The sequence below is a fragment of the Scandinavium manionii genome (assembly GCF_024764775.1).
GTDB lineage: Bacteria > Pseudomonadota > Gammaproteobacteria > Enterobacterales > Enterobacteriaceae > Scandinavium > Scandinavium manionii.
Genome location: NZ_JALIGC010000040.1, coordinates 841,431 through 859,828 on the forward strand (window position 1 = coordinate 841,431; position 18,398 = coordinate 859,828).

21 protein-coding genes, 1 tRNA gene and 2 pseudogenes are annotated in these 18,398 nt (G+C 51.3%); 16 read left to right on the forward strand and 8 right to left on the reverse strand.

Annotation, left to right across the window (positions count from 1 at the left end; translation table 11 throughout):
- Window positions 1-51 precede the first annotated feature (51 nt).
- A complete protein-coding gene (locus MUU51_RS21755) occupies window positions 52-642 on the reverse strand; it encodes a GrpB family protein (RefSeq protein WP_056780970.1) in 591 nt (196 codons plus the stop codon).
- Window positions 643-849: 207 nt separating this feature from the next.
- Between MUU51_RS21755 and MUU51_RS21760 the strand changes: the two genes are divergently transcribed.
- From MUU51_RS21760 to MUU51_RS21825, 14 genes and pseudogenes are all read left to right on the forward strand, one after another.
- A complete protein-coding gene (locus MUU51_RS21760; RefSeq protein WP_258968584.1) occupies window positions 850-1,716 on the forward strand; it encodes a GTPase family protein in 867 nt (288 codons plus the stop codon).
- A 49-nt stretch (window positions 1,717-1,765) separates the two neighbouring features.
- The gene (locus MUU51_RS21765; protein WP_258968585.1) at window positions 1,766-2,587 is read left to right on the forward strand and encodes a DUF932 domain-containing protein; all 822 of its coding nucleotides are present in this window, start codon (window positions 1,766-1,768) and stop codon (window positions 2,585-2,587) included.
- Between the two features lie 218 nt (window positions 2,588-2,805).
- Window positions 2,806-3,507 carry a DeoR family transcriptional regulator gene (locus MUU51_RS21770; protein ID WP_258968586.1) on the forward strand — a complete coding sequence of 234 codons (702 nt, stop codon included), beginning with the start codon at window positions 2,806-2,808 and terminating at the stop codon, window positions 3,505-3,507.
- A gap of 40 nt (window positions 3,508-3,547) precedes the next feature.
- Complete coding sequence (ypjK, locus tag MUU51_RS21775) at window positions 3,548-3,784, forward strand: protein YpjK (protein ID WP_057107659.1); 237 nt, start codon at window positions 3,548-3,550, stop codon at window positions 3,782-3,784.
- Window positions 3,784-4,227, forward strand: coding sequence for a YfjS/YafY family lipoprotein (locus tag MUU51_RS21780; protein WP_258968587.1), 444 nt, complete (start codon window positions 3,784-3,786; stop codon window positions 4,225-4,227). The genes ypjK and MUU51_RS21780 overlap by 1 nt, the downstream gene beginning before the upstream one ends.
- Before the next feature lie 23 nt (window positions 4,228-4,250).
- Window positions 4,251-4,718: a YfjT/YkfB family phage-associated protein gene (locus MUU51_RS21785; RefSeq protein WP_258968588.1), complete on the forward strand. Its 468-nt coding sequence runs from the start codon at window positions 4,251-4,253 to the stop codon at window positions 4,716-4,718.
- A 75-nt stretch (window positions 4,719-4,793) separates the two neighbouring features.
- Window positions 4,794-5,033: a DUF905 domain-containing protein gene (locus tag MUU51_RS21790; RefSeq protein ID WP_137397159.1), complete on the forward strand. Its 240-nt coding sequence runs from the start codon at window positions 4,794-4,796 to the stop codon at window positions 5,031-5,033.
- 96 nt (window positions 5,034-5,129) lie between these two features.
- Window positions 5,130-5,579, forward strand: a complete 450-nt coding sequence (locus tag MUU51_RS21795) for an antirestriction protein (protein WP_258968589.1) — start codon at window positions 5,130-5,132, stop codon at window positions 5,577-5,579.
- Between the two features lie 11 nt (window positions 5,580-5,590).
- Entirely contained in the window at window positions 5,591-6,070 is a 480-nt protein-coding gene (gene radC / locus MUU51_RS21800; protein WP_258968590.1) for a RadC family protein, read from the forward strand.
- An 8-nt stretch (window positions 6,071-6,078) separates the two neighbouring features.
- A pseudogene (locus MUU51_RS21805) lies at window positions 6,079-6,301 on the forward strand (DUF987 domain-containing protein).
- Window positions 6,302-6,319: 18 nt separating this feature from the next.
- Window positions 6,320-6,637 carry a type IV toxin-antitoxin system YeeU family antitoxin gene (locus MUU51_RS21810; protein WP_258968591.1) on the forward strand — a complete coding sequence of 106 codons (318 nt, stop codon included), beginning with the start codon at window positions 6,320-6,322 and terminating at the stop codon, window positions 6,635-6,637.
- Between the two features lie 20 nt (window positions 6,638-6,657).
- A complete protein-coding gene (locus MUU51_RS21815) occupies window positions 6,658-7,020 on the forward strand; it encodes a TA system toxin CbtA family protein (RefSeq protein WP_258968592.1) in 363 nt (120 codons plus the stop codon).
- 91 nt (window positions 7,021-7,111) lie between these two features.
- Window positions 7,112-7,429: pseudogene (locus tag MUU51_RS21820) on the forward strand (DUF4942 domain-containing protein); the annotation flags it as partial.
- A gap of 85 nt (window positions 7,430-7,514) precedes the next feature.
- Window positions 7,515-9,044, forward strand: coding sequence for an Eco57I restriction-modification methylase domain-containing protein (locus MUU51_RS21825; RefSeq protein WP_258968594.1), 1,530 nt, complete (start codon window positions 7,515-7,517; stop codon window positions 9,042-9,044).
- Between the two features lie 49 nt (window positions 9,045-9,093).
- Here MUU51_RS21825 and MUU51_RS21830 read toward each other — a convergent pair whose 3' ends face one another.
- From MUU51_RS21830 to proB, 4 genes are all read right to left on the reverse strand, one after another.
- Entirely contained in the window at window positions 9,094-10,095 is a 1,002-nt protein-coding gene (locus MUU51_RS21830) for a BsuBI/PstI family type II restriction endonuclease (protein WP_258968595.1), read from the reverse strand.
- A gap of 255 nt (window positions 10,096-10,350) precedes the next feature.
- Window positions 10,351-10,426: transfer RNA gene (locus MUU51_RS21835), tRNA-Thr, on the reverse strand.
- A 115-nt stretch (window positions 10,427-10,541) separates the two neighbouring features.
- Window positions 10,542-11,795, reverse strand: coding sequence for a glutamate-5-semialdehyde dehydrogenase (gene proA, locus MUU51_RS21840; RefSeq protein ID WP_159775979.1), 1,254 nt, complete (start codon window positions 11,793-11,795; stop codon window positions 10,542-10,544).
- 10 nt (window positions 11,796-11,805) lie between these two features.
- Window positions 11,806-12,909, reverse strand: a complete 1,104-nt coding sequence (gene proB / locus MUU51_RS21845; RefSeq protein ID WP_159775977.1) for a glutamate 5-kinase — start codon at window positions 12,907-12,909, stop codon at window positions 11,806-11,808.
- 274 nt (window positions 12,910-13,183) lie between these two features.
- On the opposite strand from proB, the gene MUU51_RS21850 reads away from it, so the two are divergent.
- Window positions 13,184-14,281, forward strand: coding sequence for a porin (locus tag MUU51_RS21850; protein WP_159775975.1), 1,098 nt, complete (start codon window positions 13,184-13,186; stop codon window positions 14,279-14,281).
- A 64-nt stretch (window positions 14,282-14,345) separates the two neighbouring features.
- On the opposite strand, the gene crl is transcribed toward MUU51_RS21850, so the two are convergent.
- The 3 genes from crl to gpt all read right to left on the reverse strand — a co-directional run bounded on the left by crl (window position 14,346) and on the right by gpt (window position 16,646).
- Window positions 14,346-14,744: a sigma factor-binding protein Crl gene (crl, locus tag MUU51_RS21855; RefSeq protein ID WP_110511587.1), complete on the reverse strand. Its 399-nt coding sequence runs from the start codon at window positions 14,742-14,744 to the stop codon at window positions 14,346-14,348.
- A 57-nt stretch (window positions 14,745-14,801) separates the two neighbouring features.
- The gene (gene frsA, locus MUU51_RS21860) at window positions 14,802-16,046 is read right to left on the reverse strand and encodes an esterase FrsA (protein WP_159775973.1); all 1,245 of its coding nucleotides are present in this window, start codon (window positions 16,044-16,046) and stop codon (window positions 14,802-14,804) included.
- Between the two features lie 141 nt (window positions 16,047-16,187).
- Window positions 16,188-16,646 (reverse strand): xanthine phosphoribosyltransferase, encoded by a 459-nt coding sequence (gene gpt / locus MUU51_RS21865; protein WP_106995995.1) that lies wholly within the window; start codon window positions 16,644-16,646, stop codon window positions 16,188-16,190.
- 257 nt (window positions 16,647-16,903) lie between these two features.
- Between gpt and pepD the strand changes: the two genes are divergently transcribed.
- Window positions 16,904-18,361, forward strand: coding sequence for a cytosol nonspecific dipeptidase (gene pepD / locus MUU51_RS21870; RefSeq protein WP_159775971.1), 1,458 nt, complete (start codon window positions 16,904-16,906; stop codon window positions 18,359-18,361).
- Window positions 18,362-18,398 lie beyond the last annotated feature (37 nt).

The window sequence follows — 18,398 nt, forward strand, 5'->3', positions numbered from 1 at the left end:
TCAACCATAATACTTGGTGTAAATATCAAACAATAACGGTCAAGAAACATATTAGATATAGCCTAAATGTTTGAATATTTTCTGATAGATTTCACGCACCACTTTGCTTTTATTTTCGTGATATTGTTGAATATCTAAGCTACAACCTTTAATTGCATCTAATTTAACGTCAGCATATAGCTGGCAGTCCTTCTTTGACTGTCGCAACCAATCTCGAAAAAGCACATGTCGGATTGTTTCAGGAGTGTCTTGAGTGAAAACATGAAGGTTAACTCTGGGATTATCGTAATGAAAAAGACGATGTCCATGGAAGCGAGGCTCACGCACAATTAGTTTATACCCAAGACTCTCAAGTGCTAATACATAAGTTTTTTCATCTGTAGCATCAGCAACTGTCAAATCAATATCAATAACGGGTTTGGCAGCCAGACCAGGTACCGCCGTAGAACCTATATGATCAATTCTTAGTAAATTCGAACCTAATTTATTTTTAATAGTGGATGCTAACGATGAATATATTTCCGGCCACAGGGGATCATAAGCAACGACCGCAACATTCTCAATCGGCGGTACGCCATTAACAAAATAACTATCCTGAGGATCAATGACATAATGCTGCATTATTTCTTTTGGGCTAACCATAAACCAACACCTATCGACCATACAAATTATGAACAATAGCGTACAGGAGATGGGTTTGGATGTCTCTCAAACGTCCGCTCTTGGCACAGAACGGCCTATCAGCATAGTAAAAATATTCAGATATATATCATCATCCTGAACGCACCACCATAACGGCGAACCCACAACGGATTCGCCGTTTTTGTTTTCTTTATTTCAGGAGATGCCATGAGAAATCAAGCAGGCCTGCAGCCCCTGCAGAACTCACTTACGGGATTACCGCAATGGGCCTCAGAGCGAGTCATGCAGCAAATACGTCAGCTTACAAACCATGAGCCGGTCATCGGCATTATGGGCAAAACTGGTGCCGGTAAATCATCCCTCTGCAATGCCCTGTTTCAGGGCGAAGTTTCACCCGTTAGTGATGTGACAGCCGGTACCCGTGAGCCCTTGCGCTTCCGTCTGAAGGTTGGTGAGCGGAGCATGTTACTGGTGGATTTACCAGGTGTTGGTGAAAGCAAGGTGCGAGATACAGAGTATGCGGCACTCTACCACCAGCAGTTACCGAAGCTTGACCTGGTGCTGTGGCTGATTAAAGCTGATGACCGAGCACAGGCTGTTGATGAGCAGTTTTACCATCAGGTTATTGGTGAGCAGTACCGTCACAGAGTACTTTTCGTTATCAGTCAGGCTGACAAGATTGAACCAACGGATACCCTCGGTAGCGGGTTATCAACTGCTCAGAAACGTAGCATCAGTCGTAAAATCGTTGCCCTTCATGAGCTGTTCCAGCCCGTTCATCCGGTCTGTGCGGTATCGGTGCGCACGAAGTGGGGACTCAGGGTTATGGCAGAGCGTATGGTCCGCAGCCTGCCGCGTGAGGCCAGCAGTCCGGTAGTGGCGCAACTGCAGCGCCCCTTTCGTACTGAACAGGTAAAGGAGAAAGCGCGCAGTGATTTTGGTGAAACGGTCGGTGCCGCGCTGGATATAGTGTGCAACGTACCCCTTATTCCCGCCCCGGTACGCACGGTGATACGTGCCGTGCGTGACACGGTGGTCTCTGTGGCCCGCGCCGTATGGGATTTTTTCTTCTGAGTTTCCTTTTCTTACTTCCTGCCGTTAATCCAGATATCTGAGGTGTTATATGTCCCGTTTAGCTTCCCGCTTTGGTGCGGCGAACCTCGTTCGTCGTGACCGCCCGCTGACTGATGATGAGCTCATGCGCTTTGTGCCCAGCGTGTTCAGTCAGGAAAAACATGAATCACGCAGCGCACGTTATACCTATATCCCGACCATTACCCTGCTGGACAGCCTGCGGCGTGAAGGCTTTCAGCCATTCTTTGCCTGCCAGACGCGTGTACGTGACCCGGAGCGCCGCGAGCACACCAAACATATGTTACGCCTGCGTCGTGCCGGGCAAATCACCGGTAAACAGGTGCCGGAAATAATTCTGCTGAATTCGCACGATGGCACCAGCTCGTACCAGATGCTGCCGGGGCTGTTTCGCCAGGTTTGCCAGAACGGGCTGATTTGTGGTGAGACCTTTGGCGAGGTACGGGTTCCGCATAAAGGAGACGTGGTGAGTCAGGTGATAGAAGGGGCGTATGAGGTGCTGGGGATTTTTGACCGGGTGGAGGAAAAGCGCGATGCCATGCAGTCGCTGATGCTGCCACCTCCGGCCCGTCAGGCACTGGCAAAAGCCGCTCTCACTTATCGCTTTGGCGAGGACCACCATCCGGTAACCGAAGCTCAGGTTCTCACTCCCCGCCGTTACGAAGATTACAGCGATGACCTGTGGACTACCTATCAACGTCTGCAGGAAAACCTGATAAAAGGCGGACTCAGTGGCCGTAATGTTAAAGGCGGGCGGACGCACACCCGTGCCGTACGTGGCATTGACGGGGATGTGAAGCTTAACCGGGCACTGTGGGTGATGGCGGAAACATTGCTTACACAACTGCAGTAGTCATTACCTTTGTTGCCATGTTGTTAATATCGGACACCACCTGTCCGCATTGCAACGTACTGACAGATCTCACTCCCTCGAAGATGACCTGTAACCCCCACCACATCTGACTTTTGCAGAAATGAAAAATAGTTTCTGCAGTGTCCATACCCTGTCCGCCCCCCTCTTTAAAGTATTCACATCATTTTCAGTCAGTTAACTTTCACGGAGAACCATTCATGACACAGGCAGAACGCCGCCATGACCGGCTGGCTGTCAGGCTGTCACTGATAATCAGCCGTCTGGTGGCGGGGGAGACGCTGAGCGTACGCAAACTTGCCGCTGAGTTTGGCGTGTCAGTGCGCACACTGCGGCGGGATTTTCGTGAGCGGCTGATGTATCTGGACCTGGAATATCAGTCCGGCTACTGCCGCTTACGTACTGCTGGCAGTGAGATGCAGATGGTGCCAGATGTGCTTATCTTTGCCCACCGGAGCGGGCTGGCCGGGCTTTTTCCTGGCCTTGACCGCCGCCTGGTGAACGCACTGCTGATGTGTGACGAGTCTCCCTGCGTGATATCGCCCGCCAATCCGCTCCCTTCACCGTCTGGCTCATTGTCTTTCTGGCGGTTGATTCAGGCTATTACCGGGCGCAGGCGGGTGATGCTGATTGCGGATGGACAGCGCTGTGAGCGACTGGCTCCCTGTCGGTTGCTCATCCACCAGCAGGCCTGGTACCTGGTGGGTGAGCACGGCGGACATATCGCCGTATTCACCCTAGATGAAATCCATCTGGTTCAGCCCCTGCAGGAGACGTTCCGCCGTAATGACAGTCTGTGCCGCCTGGCTGAAGACCCGGTGTTCATTCAGGCCTTGCCCCATTTTCGCTTTATCCAGCAGTCACTGCTTGCGTTTGTTCCGGCTGACAACTCACCGGAATAGCACAGGCTTTGTTATCAACCCGGCAACAGGGAGGAGCCCTATGCCCGTTATTGCCATTATCGCCATTGTTGTCATCGTCATCATTCTCAACAAAACCGGGGTGTCCGACAGCCTCACGGCCCTGACACTTGGCACCGTTGCTGCACTGCTGACGGGCGGTGGCGCAGCCGGTGCCGCCAGTGTTGCGCTGACGCCGTTCATCGGTGTTCCGGTAGGTATTTTCGTAGGGATTTATGTCTTTGCCAAAGTCGTTCGTCTGATTTCAGGAAAAAAATAATGAAACGTAAAACACTCCCTCTGCTGGCACTGGTTGCCACCACCCTGTTGCTGAGCGCCTGCGATGACAGGAGTGATGACCTGAAAGCCATCAGCAAATTCAAGGACCTCACGCCTCCGCGCTTCAGTGACGTGGTCAGCCGCCAGGATGATGTCAGTGAGGAATGGGCACAGATTGGCTTCTCCACCGGTCTCACCCTGCAGGTCTTACGTACCCGCCAGTCGCCGGAAGGTTGCGAGGGCGGCAGTTACTACTACCTGGTGGATATGGAGGAAAAAACCGTGCAGCCGCTGATGAATGCGCTGTGTATTGCCGACAACATCAAACTGGAATACCACGAGGTCACGGACCCGCATACGAAGGAAAAATACTTCGAATACTCCCATGACGGCAAACTGATGGGACGGCTGCTGATACCGTCAAATCCTGATAATCAGGAATAAAAACAAAGATAAAGGAGACAGGAATGAACACACATTCACTCAGCCGGTTTGCGCTGGCAGGCGTACTGTTCGCGAGCTTTAATGCTTCTGCGGTTCCCGGACTCTGGCAGCAGGGTTACGGCCAGGGCAATGCGGAATACAGCGTGACGGATGCCAGCGGGAAGATGTTTACCATCAACTGCACGGGCAATTCGGACCAGAACGGTATCTACCAGCACTCGGTTTTTCTTACCCTGGCAGGGGACAAAACGGTCAGTTCGGATGATGACAGGACCGACATCACGGTGGTGATGGACCATCAGCAATACGCCATTCCGTCCAGCCTGGGCTGGCGTAACGGGGATAACGCCTGGTACAGTTTCATCATGAATATCCGTAAGGCCTCGCAGTTCGAGGTCTACGTCAATGACCGCAAAGCGGGTACCTTCAGTGCTGACCTGAAGAATGCCGCGAAGGTCCTGCCCACGCCCGGAGACTGCGGTAACGACTGATAGCCGTACCTTCCCCAGCAAACCCACCCCGGCAGCCTGATGGCTGCCGGGGTTTTCTTTTATCAGGAGCCTGAAATGTTCCAGTCAGTGTTACTGCCACCGGGTCCTTTCACCCGGGCACAGGCGGAAGCTGTCACGGCAACGTACCGCAATATCACCATTGAAGATGACCAGCACAGCCATTTTCGCCTGGTCGTTCGTGACCGCGAAGGCCGGATGGCCTGGCGGGCATGGAATTTTGAACCGGACGCCGGAGCCGGGCTTAACCCGTATATCCGACAGTACGGCCTTCTGAAGGAGACATCAGCACATTAATTTCTCACGCAAAACCCGTGAGCACGCAGCACGCACATTAATTATTTCCCATCACGCCAGCCAGACACGCTGGCGTTTTTATTCCCGGAGAACACCATGAATATGCACACCTTTACCCCAGCTAACGAGCCACAGCTAATTCTCACCGCCACGCCAGTACCCGATGAACAACGCATCGGCTTCTGGCCGCAACACTTCGGCACCATTCCGCAGTGGATAACACTGGAACCTCGCATCTTCGCCTGGATGGACCGTTTCTGCGAAGACTACCGCGGCGGTATCTGGCATTTCCACACACTCAGCAACGGTGGCGCGTTTATGGCCCCCGAAGCTGACATTGATGAGAAATGGAGGCTGCTCAACAACATGAATGGCAATGGCGCAGAAATGAGTACGGAAGCCGCAGGCATTGCCGTGTGTCTGATTGAGTACAGCCATCACGCCTGTCGTACGGAGTGCGATGCCATGACAGAGCATTATAACCGACTGCGTGATTACGCTCTGCAGCACCCTGAATCCCATGCGATCCTTACCATCATTGATTAAGGAGTTTTGTCATGGAGAAACAACTGACTCTCTTTACACCGGAACTGCCATTGACCTCACTGCGCACCATCAAACGAGCCCTGAGTCTGCTTGACCAGCACCTGCGCGAACCGGGTGTGGCGTTTACTTCCACGCAGGCTGCTCGCGACTGGCTCAGGCTGAAGATGGGAACCTTTGAGCGGGAAGAGTTCCGGGTGCTGTATCTGGACAACCAGAATCAGCTTATTACCCATGAGACGCTCTTCACCGGCACGATTAACCGCACTGAAGTCCATCCTCGGGAAGTGGTTAAGCGCGCCCTGTATTTCAATGCCGCAGCGGTGATACTGGTGCATAACCATCCCTCCGGCAAGACGACGCCCAGCCAGGCTGATAAAGCTCTCACGCAGCGGTTGGTACAGGTACTTCAGTTGGTGGATATCCGTGTCCCTGACCACCTGATTGTCGGCGGCAGGCAAATCTATTCGTTCGCGGAACACGGTCTACTGTGAGGTATTAAATGAAAATTATTAGTAAACGCCGGGCAATGACGATATACCGCCAGCATCCTGAGTCCCGAATCTTTCGCTACTGCACCGGCAAATACCAGTGGCACGGTAGCGTCTGTCATTACACAGGCAGGGACGTTCCGGATATCACAGGAGTCCTGGCTGTGTATGCCGAACGCCGCCAGGACCGCAACGGGGCCTTATGCCTGCCTGATGAGCATCACCCTGAACTGACAATAGTGGAGAACTGTAATGAGCAACATCACTTGGGGCCTGCAGCGCGATATCACGCCGCGCCTGGGAACACGTCTGGTGCATGAGGGCAACCGGCTGCACTACCTGGCTGACCGGGCCAGTCTCACCGGTAAGTTCAGTGAAGCCGAATATCTTAAGCTGGATGTGGCATTTTCGCATTTTATCAGCAAGATGGAATCCATGCTGACCACTGGTGAAATGAATCCTCGCCACGCCCACTGCGTCACCCTGTACCACAACGGTTTTACTTGCGAAGCCGATACTCTTGGCAGTTGCGGCTATGTATACGTCGCTGTTTATTCCACTCAAAGCTAACAAATTTCACGAGAACAAACATGAAAACTCTACCTGCTACAATTTCGCGGGCGGCGAAGCCCTGTCTGTCGCCGGTGGCTGTCTGGCAAATGTTACTGACACGCCTGCTGGAACAGCACTATGGCCTGACACTGAACGACACGCCGTTCAGTGATGAAACTATTATTAAGGAACATATTGATGCTGGGATTACCCTGGCCGATGCGGTCAACTTCCTAGTAGATAAGTACGAACTGGTTCGTATTGATCGCAGAGGGTTGAGTTGGCAGGAGCAATCACCCTATATTCGGGCTGTAGATATCCTGCGAGCTCGACAGGCAACGGGGTTGTGGCGACGCGGCATAATTTTTCGACACGCTGAATCTTGCGTGCCGCTTTCCTGATTTACATTCCCAAACTTACTTCCTCTTTTACTCATTGCATAATGCGCCTGCCACTTCCGGCAGGCGTGTTTAGCTTTTACGGACAAAATACATGCAAACAGAAGCTGAAGTCTTAACTGACCACAATGAGCTAATTTGTTCGACCAGTATTGAATGCATTGTTACTGGTCGTGAGACCGCACTTAAGGAGATTGAAGCTCTGTGCCTTCAGCTTGACGAAGTCTCCCAACTGACTTCCATGATTGGAAGCAATACTGCGGATCACTGGGCAATACGACAGGCCCATTTCTTCAACTGCTGGCTGATGCGATCTGTGGACAAAGGGACAAAGCGATGCCGGTTGAATTACGGAATGTTGATTCTGATGGATGCCGAATTCCGCACTCAGTGGGCGAAGCATTTCTGGGAATGTTACCAGCAAGATAAACGCTATACGCATAATGGATAGCGTCTGAAAGAGATGATAAACTGTACAATTATACAGTGAGGATAAAATGGCAAGAGATTCGGTTTTGGCGATGAAATTCAATGCACTTGATACACTTATTGAGTCAGTTGATGCCCAGCGAGTAAAGGTAAACAGCCAATTAGATGAAGCCACTCGTGGTCAAAAAGGCCAATTTATGACGCCAGCAGCCGCTGCTCGAATTTTGGCCAGTAAGTTTTGCGATTTGAATGGTGAGTTAAGCATCCTCGACGCTGGTGCTGGTGTGGGTTCTTTAACTACGGCGTTGGTTGAAAGAGCTTTGAGAGATTTTTCGCCAAATTCTATTCATGCTAATGCATGGGAACTTGAAAACGTTCTTGTTGAAGAATTAAAGGGTTCTTTGAAATTATGTGAACAAGCTGCTATTGAATCAGGTGTTACATGGCATTCAAACCTTAATTGTGTTGATTTTATTAGTCATGCTGTAAGTTTAATACACAAAAAAAATAGCGGACAAAAAACAGCTTCATTTAATAAAGCTATTTTGAACCCTCCTTATTTAAAAATTTCCGCATCAAGTGAAGAGCGTAAGCTTTTGCGTAGTGTCGGCGTAGAAACTGGAAATTTATATTCGTGCTTTGTAGCATTAGCTTTAATGCTCTTAGATGATAAGGGAGAATTAGTCGCGATTACTCCACGTAGTTTCTGTAATGGCCCATACTTTAATGATTTTCGTAGAGTTCTACTTGATGGAAATAATTTAAATAAGCTACATGTATTTGAAAGCCGGACAAGCGCATTCAAAGGAGATAAAGTTCTTCAAGAAAACGTAATATTTCATATCATAAAAGGTGATGTACAAGGCTCAGTAGAAATTATATCAAGCACTTGCGCCAATGATCCAGACCCTATTATTCGCATGGCTAGTTTTGATGAAGTAGTTAACCCCAATAACCCTGACCACTTTATTCACATTATTACAAGTGATGAGCAAGCTGATATCGCTAGCCGTATTGGAGGGATGCCCTGTTCACTGCAAGATCTTGGTATTGGGGTGAGCACAGGTAAAGTCGTTGATTTTAGAACAAAACCTAATCTTCGCCATAATCCAGAAAAATATACTGTTCCACTCATATACCCAATGCATTTCAATAATGGATTGATTGAATATCCTGTAGAAAGCAAGAAAAAGCCCAATGCCATCGTTCTAAATGAAGAAACAGAAAAATTGATGGTTCCGAACGGAACATACATTTTAATTAAGCGTTTGACTTCAAAAGAAGAAAAGCGTCGCATCGTAGCTGGGTTATATACGGAAAATGTAGCAGATGTATCAGTCGTTGGATTTGAGAATAAAACAAACTACTTTCATGCAAATGGCAAACCTTTGGACATGGATTTGGCTAAAGGGCTATGGGCTTATTTGAATAGCCACGTTGTTGACCAATATTTTCGCCAATTTAACGGTCACACCCAAGTTAATGCTACTGATTTATATACTCTTCGCTACCCAAGCCATGAGCAATTAGTTAGTATGGGAAAAAAAATTCAACAGTTTGATCAAGATTTTTTTGATACACTTGTCGCGCAATTATAAATAATTGCGAAGAAAGTCGGGTATTATTACTCGACTTTCTTAAGTCTGTTTATTGATGAATTTGGATATTTCTGGACGGATCTTCTAATATCCACATGTATGAGTTACCGGCAAGATTTTTCAAGGCTGATTGACGTTCCGCAGCTTTTTTCCATGTAGGGTAAGTCGTAGTAAAACCAATACTATCTTTTCCGTTTCTTATAGCAAATGCTTGCAAGCTCCGCATTTTATGGATATCTACTTCGCCGTCACTTGTAACAGCTTCTATAACCCAAAGGCTATTGTTTAGACGATTCCATAACAACACATCGGGCATAGAGTCGTGAATAGTAATTGTAATACCTGCATCTGCTAGCACACTTTCCTGTTCTGGTGTAACGCGGTCACCGTCGCCATCATCAACATAGATAACTTGATAGCCTGGCAGAAAACGGGTGGCGTATACCTCATGGCTTGCACGAATCAATCGGGAATGAGCGCTTACAATAGAATTAGCGGTTGCCTGAGCTTGGGCCGCTTGTAATGCAAGCCGCTCACGTTGTGCGTCAACTTGTGCCCAACCTAATGCAAGTTCCTGCCATTGATCCTCAGGGGCCTGAAGAATAACCATAAAGTCAGTTGAAAGACGATAAGCTGAATTTGAGGATTTTGCTATTGGATGGCCTGGTTTAAACTCTCCATCAGCGGAATCAAGGTACACTTTTTCAATTGCACCAATTTCCCAAAGTGGTTTCAGCCAGTAGTCACGTCCTTCACGATCTAGTTTAAGATTACCGCCGCGCTGAAGAATACCAACATGAGTACCTATATGCGCCACAGAAGCACCATCACAGAACCTATAACCATTACGAGCCGCTTTCTTGTACCAGCTAGGCTCATCGCATAAGAGAGAGTATACAACATCAACCATGTTATCTGTACGTCTATCTATTATTGCCAAAACATCAGTTACTCTTTGTTTAGTTACACCTTGATAGCTATCAGGAACAACATTCCGCCCTTCTTTTTGAGCTTCTAAACGGCGAGAAATCGCATCATCCTCAATCCCCATGATATTTACTCCCTATAAAAACTAAAGAAGCCACATGCTACAGACTTGCTAAGCCGTGCATCTATCACAAAAAATCGTTCTGACCACCAGCAAACATCTTCTCATCAACGCGGAAGATCGACAAGAACGGGCCAACCCGATATTCCAAGTATCTATTGTTGATTTATATTGAAGGAAATTACTTACACATGCAGTTACACGGTAAAGGTGAGTGATGTAAAGATGAGTTATTTCTATCGTAACTACTTGATTTTATGGTGCCGATAATAGGAGTCGAACCTACGACCTTCGCATTACGAATGCGCTGCTCTACCAACTGAGCTATATCGGCACTGAGTGATGCAAAACACAGGGGATGTGCTTCGGGATGAAAGGTTAAAACTCTGCGGGTGATGCGTCAATGGCCTTGAGAATCAAATGCCTATTTTTGCATCACCCGAGTTCAATTAAGCACGGATAGTGTCGTCGCCGAAGCCGATCCACTTGTAGGTAGTCAATGCCTCGAGGCCCATCGGGCCGCGCGCGTGCAGTTTCTGCGTGCTGACGGCCACTTCTGCGCCGAGGCCAAACTGAGCGCCGTCGGTGAAGCGCGTTGAGGCGTTCACATACACCGCCGAGGAGTCGACTTCGTTGATGAAGCGGTCCGCGTTGCGCAGAGTACGGGTCAGAATCGCATCGGAGTGCTGCGTCCCATGCAGGCGAATATGTGCAATGGCATCGTCCAGGTCATCAACCAGTTTCACGTTCAAATCCAGCGACAGATATTCATCGTCATACTGCTGAACCTGCACCGGAACCACACTCGCCGGGCCTTTTTGCAACGTTGTAAGCGCGTCAGCATCGGCATGAAGCGTCACGCCACTCTCCGCCATCTGTTGGCTTAAAGCAGGTAAGAACGTGTCGGCAATGGTGCGATTCACCAGCAGCGTTTCCACGGTATTACAAGTGCTCGGACGTTGGGTTTTGGCGTTGACGATAATCTTCAGCGCCGGGGCAAATTCAGCAGAATCATCCACGTAGATATGGCACACGCCAATCCCTCCGGTGATTACCGGAATGGTCGACTGCTCGCGACACAGCTTGTGCAGGCCCGCACCGCCGCGTGGAATAAGCATGTCGATGTATTTGTCCATGCGCAGCATTTCATTGACCAGCGCGCGATCCGGACTTTCAATCGCTTGCACCGCTCCCGCAGGTATTCCGCACTCTTCCAGCGCCTGCTGGATAACGTTCACCGTCGCGGCATTGGTGCGCCAGGTTTCTTTCCCACCGCGCAGGATAGCGGCGTTACCGGTTTTCAGGCACAGCGTCGCCACATCGACCGTGACGTTCGGACGGGCTTCATAAATCACGCCCACAACGCCCAACGGCACGCGGCGACGTTCGATACGCAGGCCGCTGTCGAGCAGCCCGCCGTCGATCACCTGCCCAACCGGGTCGGCGAGTTTGCACACCTGACGCACATCGTCGGCGATGCTTTTCAGGCGAGCGGGATTCAGCGCCAGACGGTCAAGCAGCGCTTCGCTCAGTCCATTGGTGCGCGCTTCTTCAAGATCCTGCGCGTTGGCGCTGAGGATGCTGTCGGTTTGCGCTTCCAGATAATCAGCAATCTTTTCCAGAACCTGATTTTTCTCACGTCCGGACAGCTGCGCCATTTTGTACGAGGCCGCTTTGGCCGCTATGCCCATTTGTTCCAGCATGGAAGGCTCCTTAACGGGTAATCATGTCGTCGCGATGCACGGCAACCGGGCCGTACTCGTAACCGAGAATGGCGTCGATTTGCTGAGAGTGATGTCCGGCAATCCGACGCAGCGCGTCGCTGTTGTAGCGAGTAACGCCGTGAGCGATATCGCGACCGTCGAGCGCACGAATACGGATCACTTCACCACGGGAGAAGTTACCTGTCACGCTTTTAATTCCTTTTGGAAGTAATGAACTTCCTCTTTCCAGAATTGCGGAAACAGCGCCTTCATCCACGGTGATTTCCCCGGCGGGTGGTGCGCCAAAGATCCAGCGTTTACGAGTTTCGAGCGGTGAGGTCTGGGCGTGGAAACGGGTGCCGACGGCGACTCCTGCCATCACGTCGCCAATCACGCCCGAGCGGCTGCCTGCGGCGATAATGGTGTCGATTCCGGCGCGACAGGCGACGTCAGCGGCCTGCAGTTTAGTGCCCATTCCGCCGGTGCCGAGGCCAGAAACGCTGTCGCCGGCAATCGAGCGCAGCGCGTCATCAATACCGTGTACGTCCTGAATCAGTTCTGCCTGCGGATTGGTGCGCGGGTCAGCGGTGAACAGCCCTTGCTGGTCGGTCAATAGCAGCAGTTTGTCGGCTCCGGCAAGGATTGCCGCCAGCGCAGACAGGTTGTCGTTGTCGCCCACTTTAATTTCAGCGGTAGCGACGGCGTCATTCTCGTTGATAACCGGCACGATGTGGTTATCGAGCAGCGCACGCAGCGTGTCACGGGCGTTGAGGAAACGTTCTCTGTCTTCCATGTCCGCACGGGTCAGTAACATCTGTCCGACGTGAATTCCGTAAATCGAGAAAAGCTGTTCCCAGAGCTGGATCAGACGGCTTTGGCCGACCGCGGCCAGCAGCTGTTTAGAGGCGATTGTGGCAGGCAGTTCCGGGTAGCCGAGGTGTTCACGCCCGGCGGCAATCGCCCCTGACGTTACAATCACAATCCGATGTCCTGCGGCATGCAGCTGCGCGCACTGGCGCACTAATTCCACGATATGGGCGCGATTAAGGCGGCGCGACCCCCCGGTTAAAACACTGGTACCCAGTTTGATGACCAGCGTCTGGCTGTCACTCATGATTCTCTGCCATTCAATGTGTACGAAAAGGACGTTGTAACAGGACTCAGGCCGCTTGCCAACTCCCTGAGCGGGTTGCAAGGCACTTTGTTGCGCGGGATCAGGAAGCGTAGCGGCAGATAATGGCACTTTTATGACAGAAACACTCAAACACAATTATTTAAAACTATTCTTACTTTGTCATAAAACTTTCATTTCCCCGCGTTACAACCCTTCCTGTTTTTTAATCGGGCGAGTTCCCAAATTTAAGCGCGTATATTAATCAGGGTTGAAAATGAAAAAGACCACACTGGCATTGATGGTACTGGGCGTAATGTCTTCCACAGCAGCACAGGCCGCAGAAATTTATAATAAAGACGGTAATAAACTGGATCTTTATGGTCGCGTTAAAGCTGAACATTATATGAGTGACAACGACACGGTAGACGGCGACCAGTCTTATATTCGTTTGGGCTTTAAAGGTCAGACTCAAATTAACGACCAACTTACCGGCTTTGGCCAGTGGGAATATCAGGTTGCAGCGAACAAAGTGGAAGGTGACCCGGCAACCACCAAAACGCGTCTGGCCTTTGCTGGTCTGAAAGCCGGTGATATCGGTTCTTTCGACTACGGTCGTAACTACGGCGTCCTGTATAACGTCGCGGCGTATACCGATATGATCCCAGAGTTCGGTGATGACTCCTTTGTCAAAACCGATAACTTCATGACCGGTCGTGCGAATGGTCTGGCGACCTACCGTAACAACAACTTCTTCGGTCTGGTTGATGGCCTGAAACTGGCTCTGCAGTATCAGGGCAAGAACGAGAACGATGGCCGTGCTGCCAGTAAAGCTAACGGTGACGGCTTCGGTACGTCCCTGAGCTATGACTTCGGCGATTCCGGTTTCACCCTCGGTGCCGCCTACTCTAACTCCAACCGTACCCTGACTCAGCAGGACAGTACCTTCGGTAAAGGTACCGACGCTGAAGCCTGGACCACCGGCTTTAAATACGATGCCAACAGCGTGTACCTGGCGGCTATTTATGCCGAAACTCGCAACATGACCCCAATTTCCGGCACAGCGTCAATCGGCGGCGTGGATACTAAAGTCAGCGGTTTCGCGAATAAAAACCAGGCATTAGAACTCGTTGCACAATATCAGTTCGATTTCGGTCTGCGCCCATCCATTGGTTATGTCCAGTCTAAAGGCAAGGATATTGAAGGCGTAGGCGATGCGGATCTGGTGAAATATATCGACGTGGCAGCCACCTATTACTTCAACAAAAACATGTCAGCGTTTGTTGATTATAAAATCAACCAACTGAGCGATGATAATAAACTCGCACTGAATAACGACGACGTGGTTGCGCTGGGTCTGGTGTACCAGTTCTAATCTTCCAAAATTAAAAGGCCCCTTCAACAGTGAGGGGCCTTTTTTATTTCTTCTGCGAAATGACTTATGCCGACAATCTCACCGGCTGTTCCACATCTTCCGCAGGCTCGAGCGCCAGGTCGAACGTTTTTAGCAAGTCGCGCGCTCGGGCGTGGAAATCACGCAGAGTCTGTTCCAGTCTGTCGGTGACTTCAGTGTCTTTGATGGCCGTTGCCTGCCAGTTGCCGTGTTTATCGAACAGGCCAAACTGATAGCTGTAAGTGAAACGCTTTTCCTGCGCTTCCATTTCCAGCCACCAGCCCCAAAACTCACGGACTTCCGGGGCCGGTTTGACATTGACGCATACGGCCAGGCAATCGAAAAAGAAGCGATTATCCTCACACTGCTCTGCCCGAATGTACGGGCCAAGGGCGGTGAATTTCTTGATCAGTTTACTCTTCGGGTGTCCACTCGGTAACGTCATTGCTGTCTCCTTTAGTGATGCAACTGTTTTACCAAATCAATAGAATTTAGCAATCTATTAACCAATTCTATGATTGATCCAGGTGGCAATTTCTTTCAATGCTTTGTCAAAATTGCGATAAACCGGTTTAAACGGGATCTGCATCAACTTGCCATCGGCAGATGACGAGGTGATTAAACGCGACTCTTCTTCCGGGCTGAACGGGTCGTTTTGCCAGTAGCCTGACAGCATCGGCGTTGGGCATCGACGACCCAGCAACCCCTGTATTTTCAGTGAGTAACGATTGAGTTCTACGCGCAGCGCATCGTCGGAGGCATCGTGCATACCCAACCGTGAGGCCAGCACATCGAGATACATTTCTGGTACATTTTCCTGGCGCTGCGGGTCACTGAGCAGGTGATGGACCACCGGTCCGAGACAGGCCACCGCTTTCAGACGGGGTGATTCCAGATACGCCAGGCGCACCGCCACGTTGGCCCCGAAGCGGAAACCAAACGCCGCCACGCGGGTGTGATCGACCCAGGGAATATTCGGCAGCGATTTCAGAACCTGCTGGTGCAGGAAGCTGGAATCCTGGGTCAGCTTCCATTTGGACGAGAAGCCTATCGAGGGCATGTCCAGCGTCAACATTGCAATCCCCAGCGGCGCTAAGTATTTTTCAAACAGGCTGTAGTTGTCGCTTTGTAGCGCATCCAGCCCGCCGCACATCAGCACCGTCGGGAACGGGCCTTCGCCAGGTGGCATGTGCAGGAAGCCCGTGACCGGAGAACCGCCGGGGATTTTAAACTCCAGCTCACGCAGAGAGCCCGGCAAACGCTGGGCAGCTTCTTCATAGGCCCGATTCGCCAGCGCCTGCGCCTGTTCGGCGAGGTCATCGCCTTTCAGATGCGGGTAAGCGGCGATGCTGTAGAGATTAGAGGCATGCAGCCAGTGGCGACCACTTAACGCGTCATCCTGCTCCTGACACGCTTTCTGCTGCCAGAGCATCGCCTGTTTCGACCATTCGTAAATCCAGTTGCCGCCGCGATAGCCAACCACCGTGTCATACAGGTTGTCGTCGGTACGCTCTGAGGGACTCATCACGATGCGCGCCTGCACGTCGAGTATTTCCTGCGGCGAGACGCCACGCCAGATCCACATCAGGCGGTTCACCATCCGGTACCAGTGAGGAACGTTTTTTCCGTCCAGCGCGGATTGCACCGCAGAATCGGCGCCATGATGGAAGCGACGCACCAGCGTCGAGGTTTCAGGGTGCTTGAAACGCGGTTTGAAGAGGACTTCGCTGAGATTGGCTTCTGGCATCGCATAGACTCCATGAATACGACATGACGTCTATTGTACCTCGCCGGGCGCCAAAAAGAACAACGCCCGGTATACCGGGCGTTGAAAAGAACAGTAAATCAGATATCCGAGGATTTCAGTTCACAGGAAGGCTATGGATATTTAGCGGCCGGAAATAGGCGGTACAAACACCACGCCCATATCCCAAGGCTGTTCAATCCAGGTATCCTGCGGAATATCGATCACGTAGTCATCAACCAGCGGCTGACCAGCCGGCTTAGCGAAGATAGTGACGAAATGTGCTTTCGGGTACATTTCACGGATAGCCACTGCGGTGCCGCCGGTGTCGACCAGATCGTCAATCACGATAAAGCCTTCGCCATCGCCTTCCGCACGTTTGAGGACTTTCAGCTCACGCTGGTTGTCGTGGTCGTAGCTGGAAATGCAGACGGTGTCCACATGACGAATACCCAGTTCACGGGCCAGCAGAGCGCCTGGTACCAGACCTCCACGGCTAACGGCAATAATGCCTTTCCACTGCTCGGAGGGCATCAGGCGCGCGGCCAGTTTGCGTGCATGGATCTGCAACATGTCCCAGGTAACGATGTATTTTTCGCTCATGTGATTGTATCCCAGCCTATAAAGCGGCTTAAAAAATGTTCGGGGTGATTCCAGGTTGCGCGAGATTATAGAGATCTGACGCACTAAAAACCAGTGTTTAACGGCCTCGCCGGGAGTTTTTACGCGCTACGTACTACCAGAGAAGGAAGAAAGTGGTATTCTCAACGGCATCTCGCAAGTCAGGTCACATGCCTGTTTGTCATTGCTAACCCATTACCTGTAAGCCACTTTTGCAGGAAGCCGTAAGGAGACTTACCGTGTCTGAACTGTCTCAATTATCCCCTCAACCACTGTGGGATATTTTTGCCAAAATCTGCTCCATTCCGCACCCTTCTTATCATGAAGAACAGCTCGCCGAACACATCATGGGCTGGGCGAAGGAAAAAGGTCTGCACGCAGAACGCGATCAGGTAGGTAATATCCTGATTCGTAAACCTGCCACGGCGGGCATGGAAAACCGTAAAGCGGTTGTGATGCAGGCGCACCTCGATATGGTGCCGCAGAAAAACAACGACACCGTGCATGACTTCACCAAAGATCCGATTCAGCCGTACATCGACGGCGAGTGGATTAAAGCGCGCGGCACCACGCTGGGCGCAGATAACGGTATCGGTATGGCGTCTGCGCTGGCCGTTCTGGCTGACGACAGCGTTGAACATGGCCCGCTGGAAGTGCTGCTGACCATGACTGAAGAAGCAGGCATGGATGGCGCCTTTGGCCTTCAGGCTAACTGGCTGCAGGCGGATATCCTGATCAACACCGACTCCGAAGAAGAAGGTGAGATCTACATGGGTTGCGCGGGCGGCATCGATTTCATCACCACCCTGCCACTGGCTCGCGAAGCGATCCCTGCAGGCTTCCAGAGCTTTAAGCTGACGCTAAAAGGCTTGAAAGGCGGCCACTCTGGCGGCGATATCCATCTGGGTCTCGGCAACGCCAACAAATTGCTGGCACGCTTCCTGGCAGGCCATGCGGCTGAGCTGGACCTGCGCCTGGTTGATTTCAACGGCGGCACCCTGCGTAACGCTATCCCGCGTGAAGCCTTCGCAACCGTAGCCGTTCCGGCTGACAAAGCGCAGACCCTGAAAGCGCTGGCCGATGAGTTCCTGGCGATTCTGAAAAATGAACTGGCTGCAAAAGAGAAGAACCTGACCGTGGTTCTGGAAGCGGTCACTGCGGACAAAAACGCCCTGAGCGAAAAATCCCGCGACAGCTTTATTCAGCTGCTGAATGCGACCCCGAACGGCGTTATCCGTAACTCCGACGTGGCGAAAGGCGTGGTTGAAACTTCCCTGAACGTGGGCGTGGTCTCCATGCACGACGACAACGTGGAAATCATCTGCCTGATTCGTTCCCTGATCGACAGCGGCAAAGACTACGTGGTCAGCATGCTGGAATCTCTGGGTAAAATGGCCGGCGCACAGACGGCACCGAAAGGCGGCTACCCAGGCTGGCAGCCGGATGCAAACTCGCCGGTTATGCACCTGGTGCGTGAAACCTATCAGCGTCTGTTCGACAAAACGCCTAACATCCAGGTTATCCACGCGGGTCTGGAATGTGGTCTGTTCAAAAAACCGTACCCGAACATGGATATGGTTTCTATTGGGCCGACCATCACCGGACCACACTCCCCGGATGAGCAGGTTCACATTGAAAGCGTGGGCCAGTACTGGACCCTGCTGACCGAACTGCTGAAAGCGATTCCAGCGAAGTAAGCCGTAGTGGGTGCCCGGCGGCGCAAGCTTGCCGGGC

What these genes read in the sequence shown, in the direction of transcription:
- MUU51_RS21755 (WP_056780970.1), bottom strand. Translation starts at nt 642, where the DNA reads ATGGTTAGCCCAAAAGAAATAATGCAGCATTATGTCATTGATCCTCAG.
- MUU51_RS21760 (WP_258968584.1), top strand. Translation starts at nt 850, where the DNA reads ATGAGAAATCAAGCAGGCCTGCAGCCCCTGCAGAACTCACTTACGGGA.
- MUU51_RS21765 (WP_258968585.1), top strand. Translation starts at nt 1,766, where the DNA reads ATGTCCCGTTTAGCTTCCCGCTTTGGTGCGGCGAACCTCGTTCGTCGT.
- MUU51_RS21770 (WP_258968586.1), top strand. Translation starts at nt 2,806, where the DNA reads ATGACACAGGCAGAACGCCGCCATGACCGGCTGGCTGTCAGGCTGTCA.
- ypjK (WP_057107659.1), top strand. Translation starts at nt 3,548, where the DNA reads ATGCCCGTTATTGCCATTATCGCCATTGTTGTCATCGTCATCATTCTC.
- MUU51_RS21780 (WP_258968587.1), top strand. Translation starts at nt 3,784, where the DNA reads ATGAAACGTAAAACACTCCCTCTGCTGGCACTGGTTGCCACCACCCTG.
- MUU51_RS21785 (WP_258968588.1), top strand. Translation starts at nt 4,251, where the DNA reads ATGAACACACATTCACTCAGCCGGTTTGCGCTGGCAGGCGTACTGTTC.
- MUU51_RS21790 (WP_137397159.1), top strand. Translation starts at nt 4,794, where the DNA reads ATGTTCCAGTCAGTGTTACTGCCACCGGGTCCTTTCACCCGGGCACAG.
- MUU51_RS21795 (WP_258968589.1), top strand. Translation starts at nt 5,130, where the DNA reads ATGAATATGCACACCTTTACCCCAGCTAACGAGCCACAGCTAATTCTC.
- radC (WP_258968590.1), top strand. Translation starts at nt 5,591, where the DNA reads ATGGAGAAACAACTGACTCTCTTTACACCGGAACTGCCATTGACCTCA.
- MUU51_RS21810 (WP_258968591.1), top strand. Translation starts at nt 6,320, where the DNA reads ATGAGCAACATCACTTGGGGCCTGCAGCGCGATATCACGCCGCGCCTG.
- MUU51_RS21815 (WP_258968592.1), top strand. Translation starts at nt 6,658, where the DNA reads ATGAAAACTCTACCTGCTACAATTTCGCGGGCGGCGAAGCCCTGTCTG.
- MUU51_RS21825 (WP_258968594.1), top strand. Translation starts at nt 7,515, where the DNA reads ATGGCAAGAGATTCGGTTTTGGCGATGAAATTCAATGCACTTGATACA.
- MUU51_RS21830 (WP_258968595.1), bottom strand. Translation starts at nt 10,095, where the DNA reads ATGGGGATTGAGGATGATGCGATTTCTCGCCGTTTAGAAGCTCAAAAA.
- proA (WP_159775979.1), bottom strand. Translation starts at nt 11,795, where the DNA reads ATGCTGGAACAAATGGGCATAGCGGCCAAAGCGGCCTCGTACAAAATG.
- proB (WP_159775977.1), bottom strand. Translation starts at nt 12,909, where the DNA reads ATGAGTGACAGCCAGACGCTGGTCATCAAACTGGGTACCAGTGTTTTA.
- MUU51_RS21850 (WP_159775975.1), top strand. Translation starts at nt 13,184, where the DNA reads ATGAAAAAGACCACACTGGCATTGATGGTACTGGGCGTAATGTCTTCC.
- crl (WP_110511587.1), bottom strand. Translation starts at nt 14,744, where the DNA reads ATGACGTTACCGAGTGGACACCCGAAGAGTAAACTGATCAAGAAATTC.
- frsA (WP_159775973.1), bottom strand. Translation starts at nt 16,046, where the DNA reads ATGCCAGAAGCCAATCTCAGCGAAGTCCTCTTCAAACCGCGTTTCAAG.
- gpt (WP_106995995.1), bottom strand. Translation starts at nt 16,646, where the DNA reads ATGAGCGAAAAATACATCGTTACCTGGGACATGTTGCAGATCCATGCA.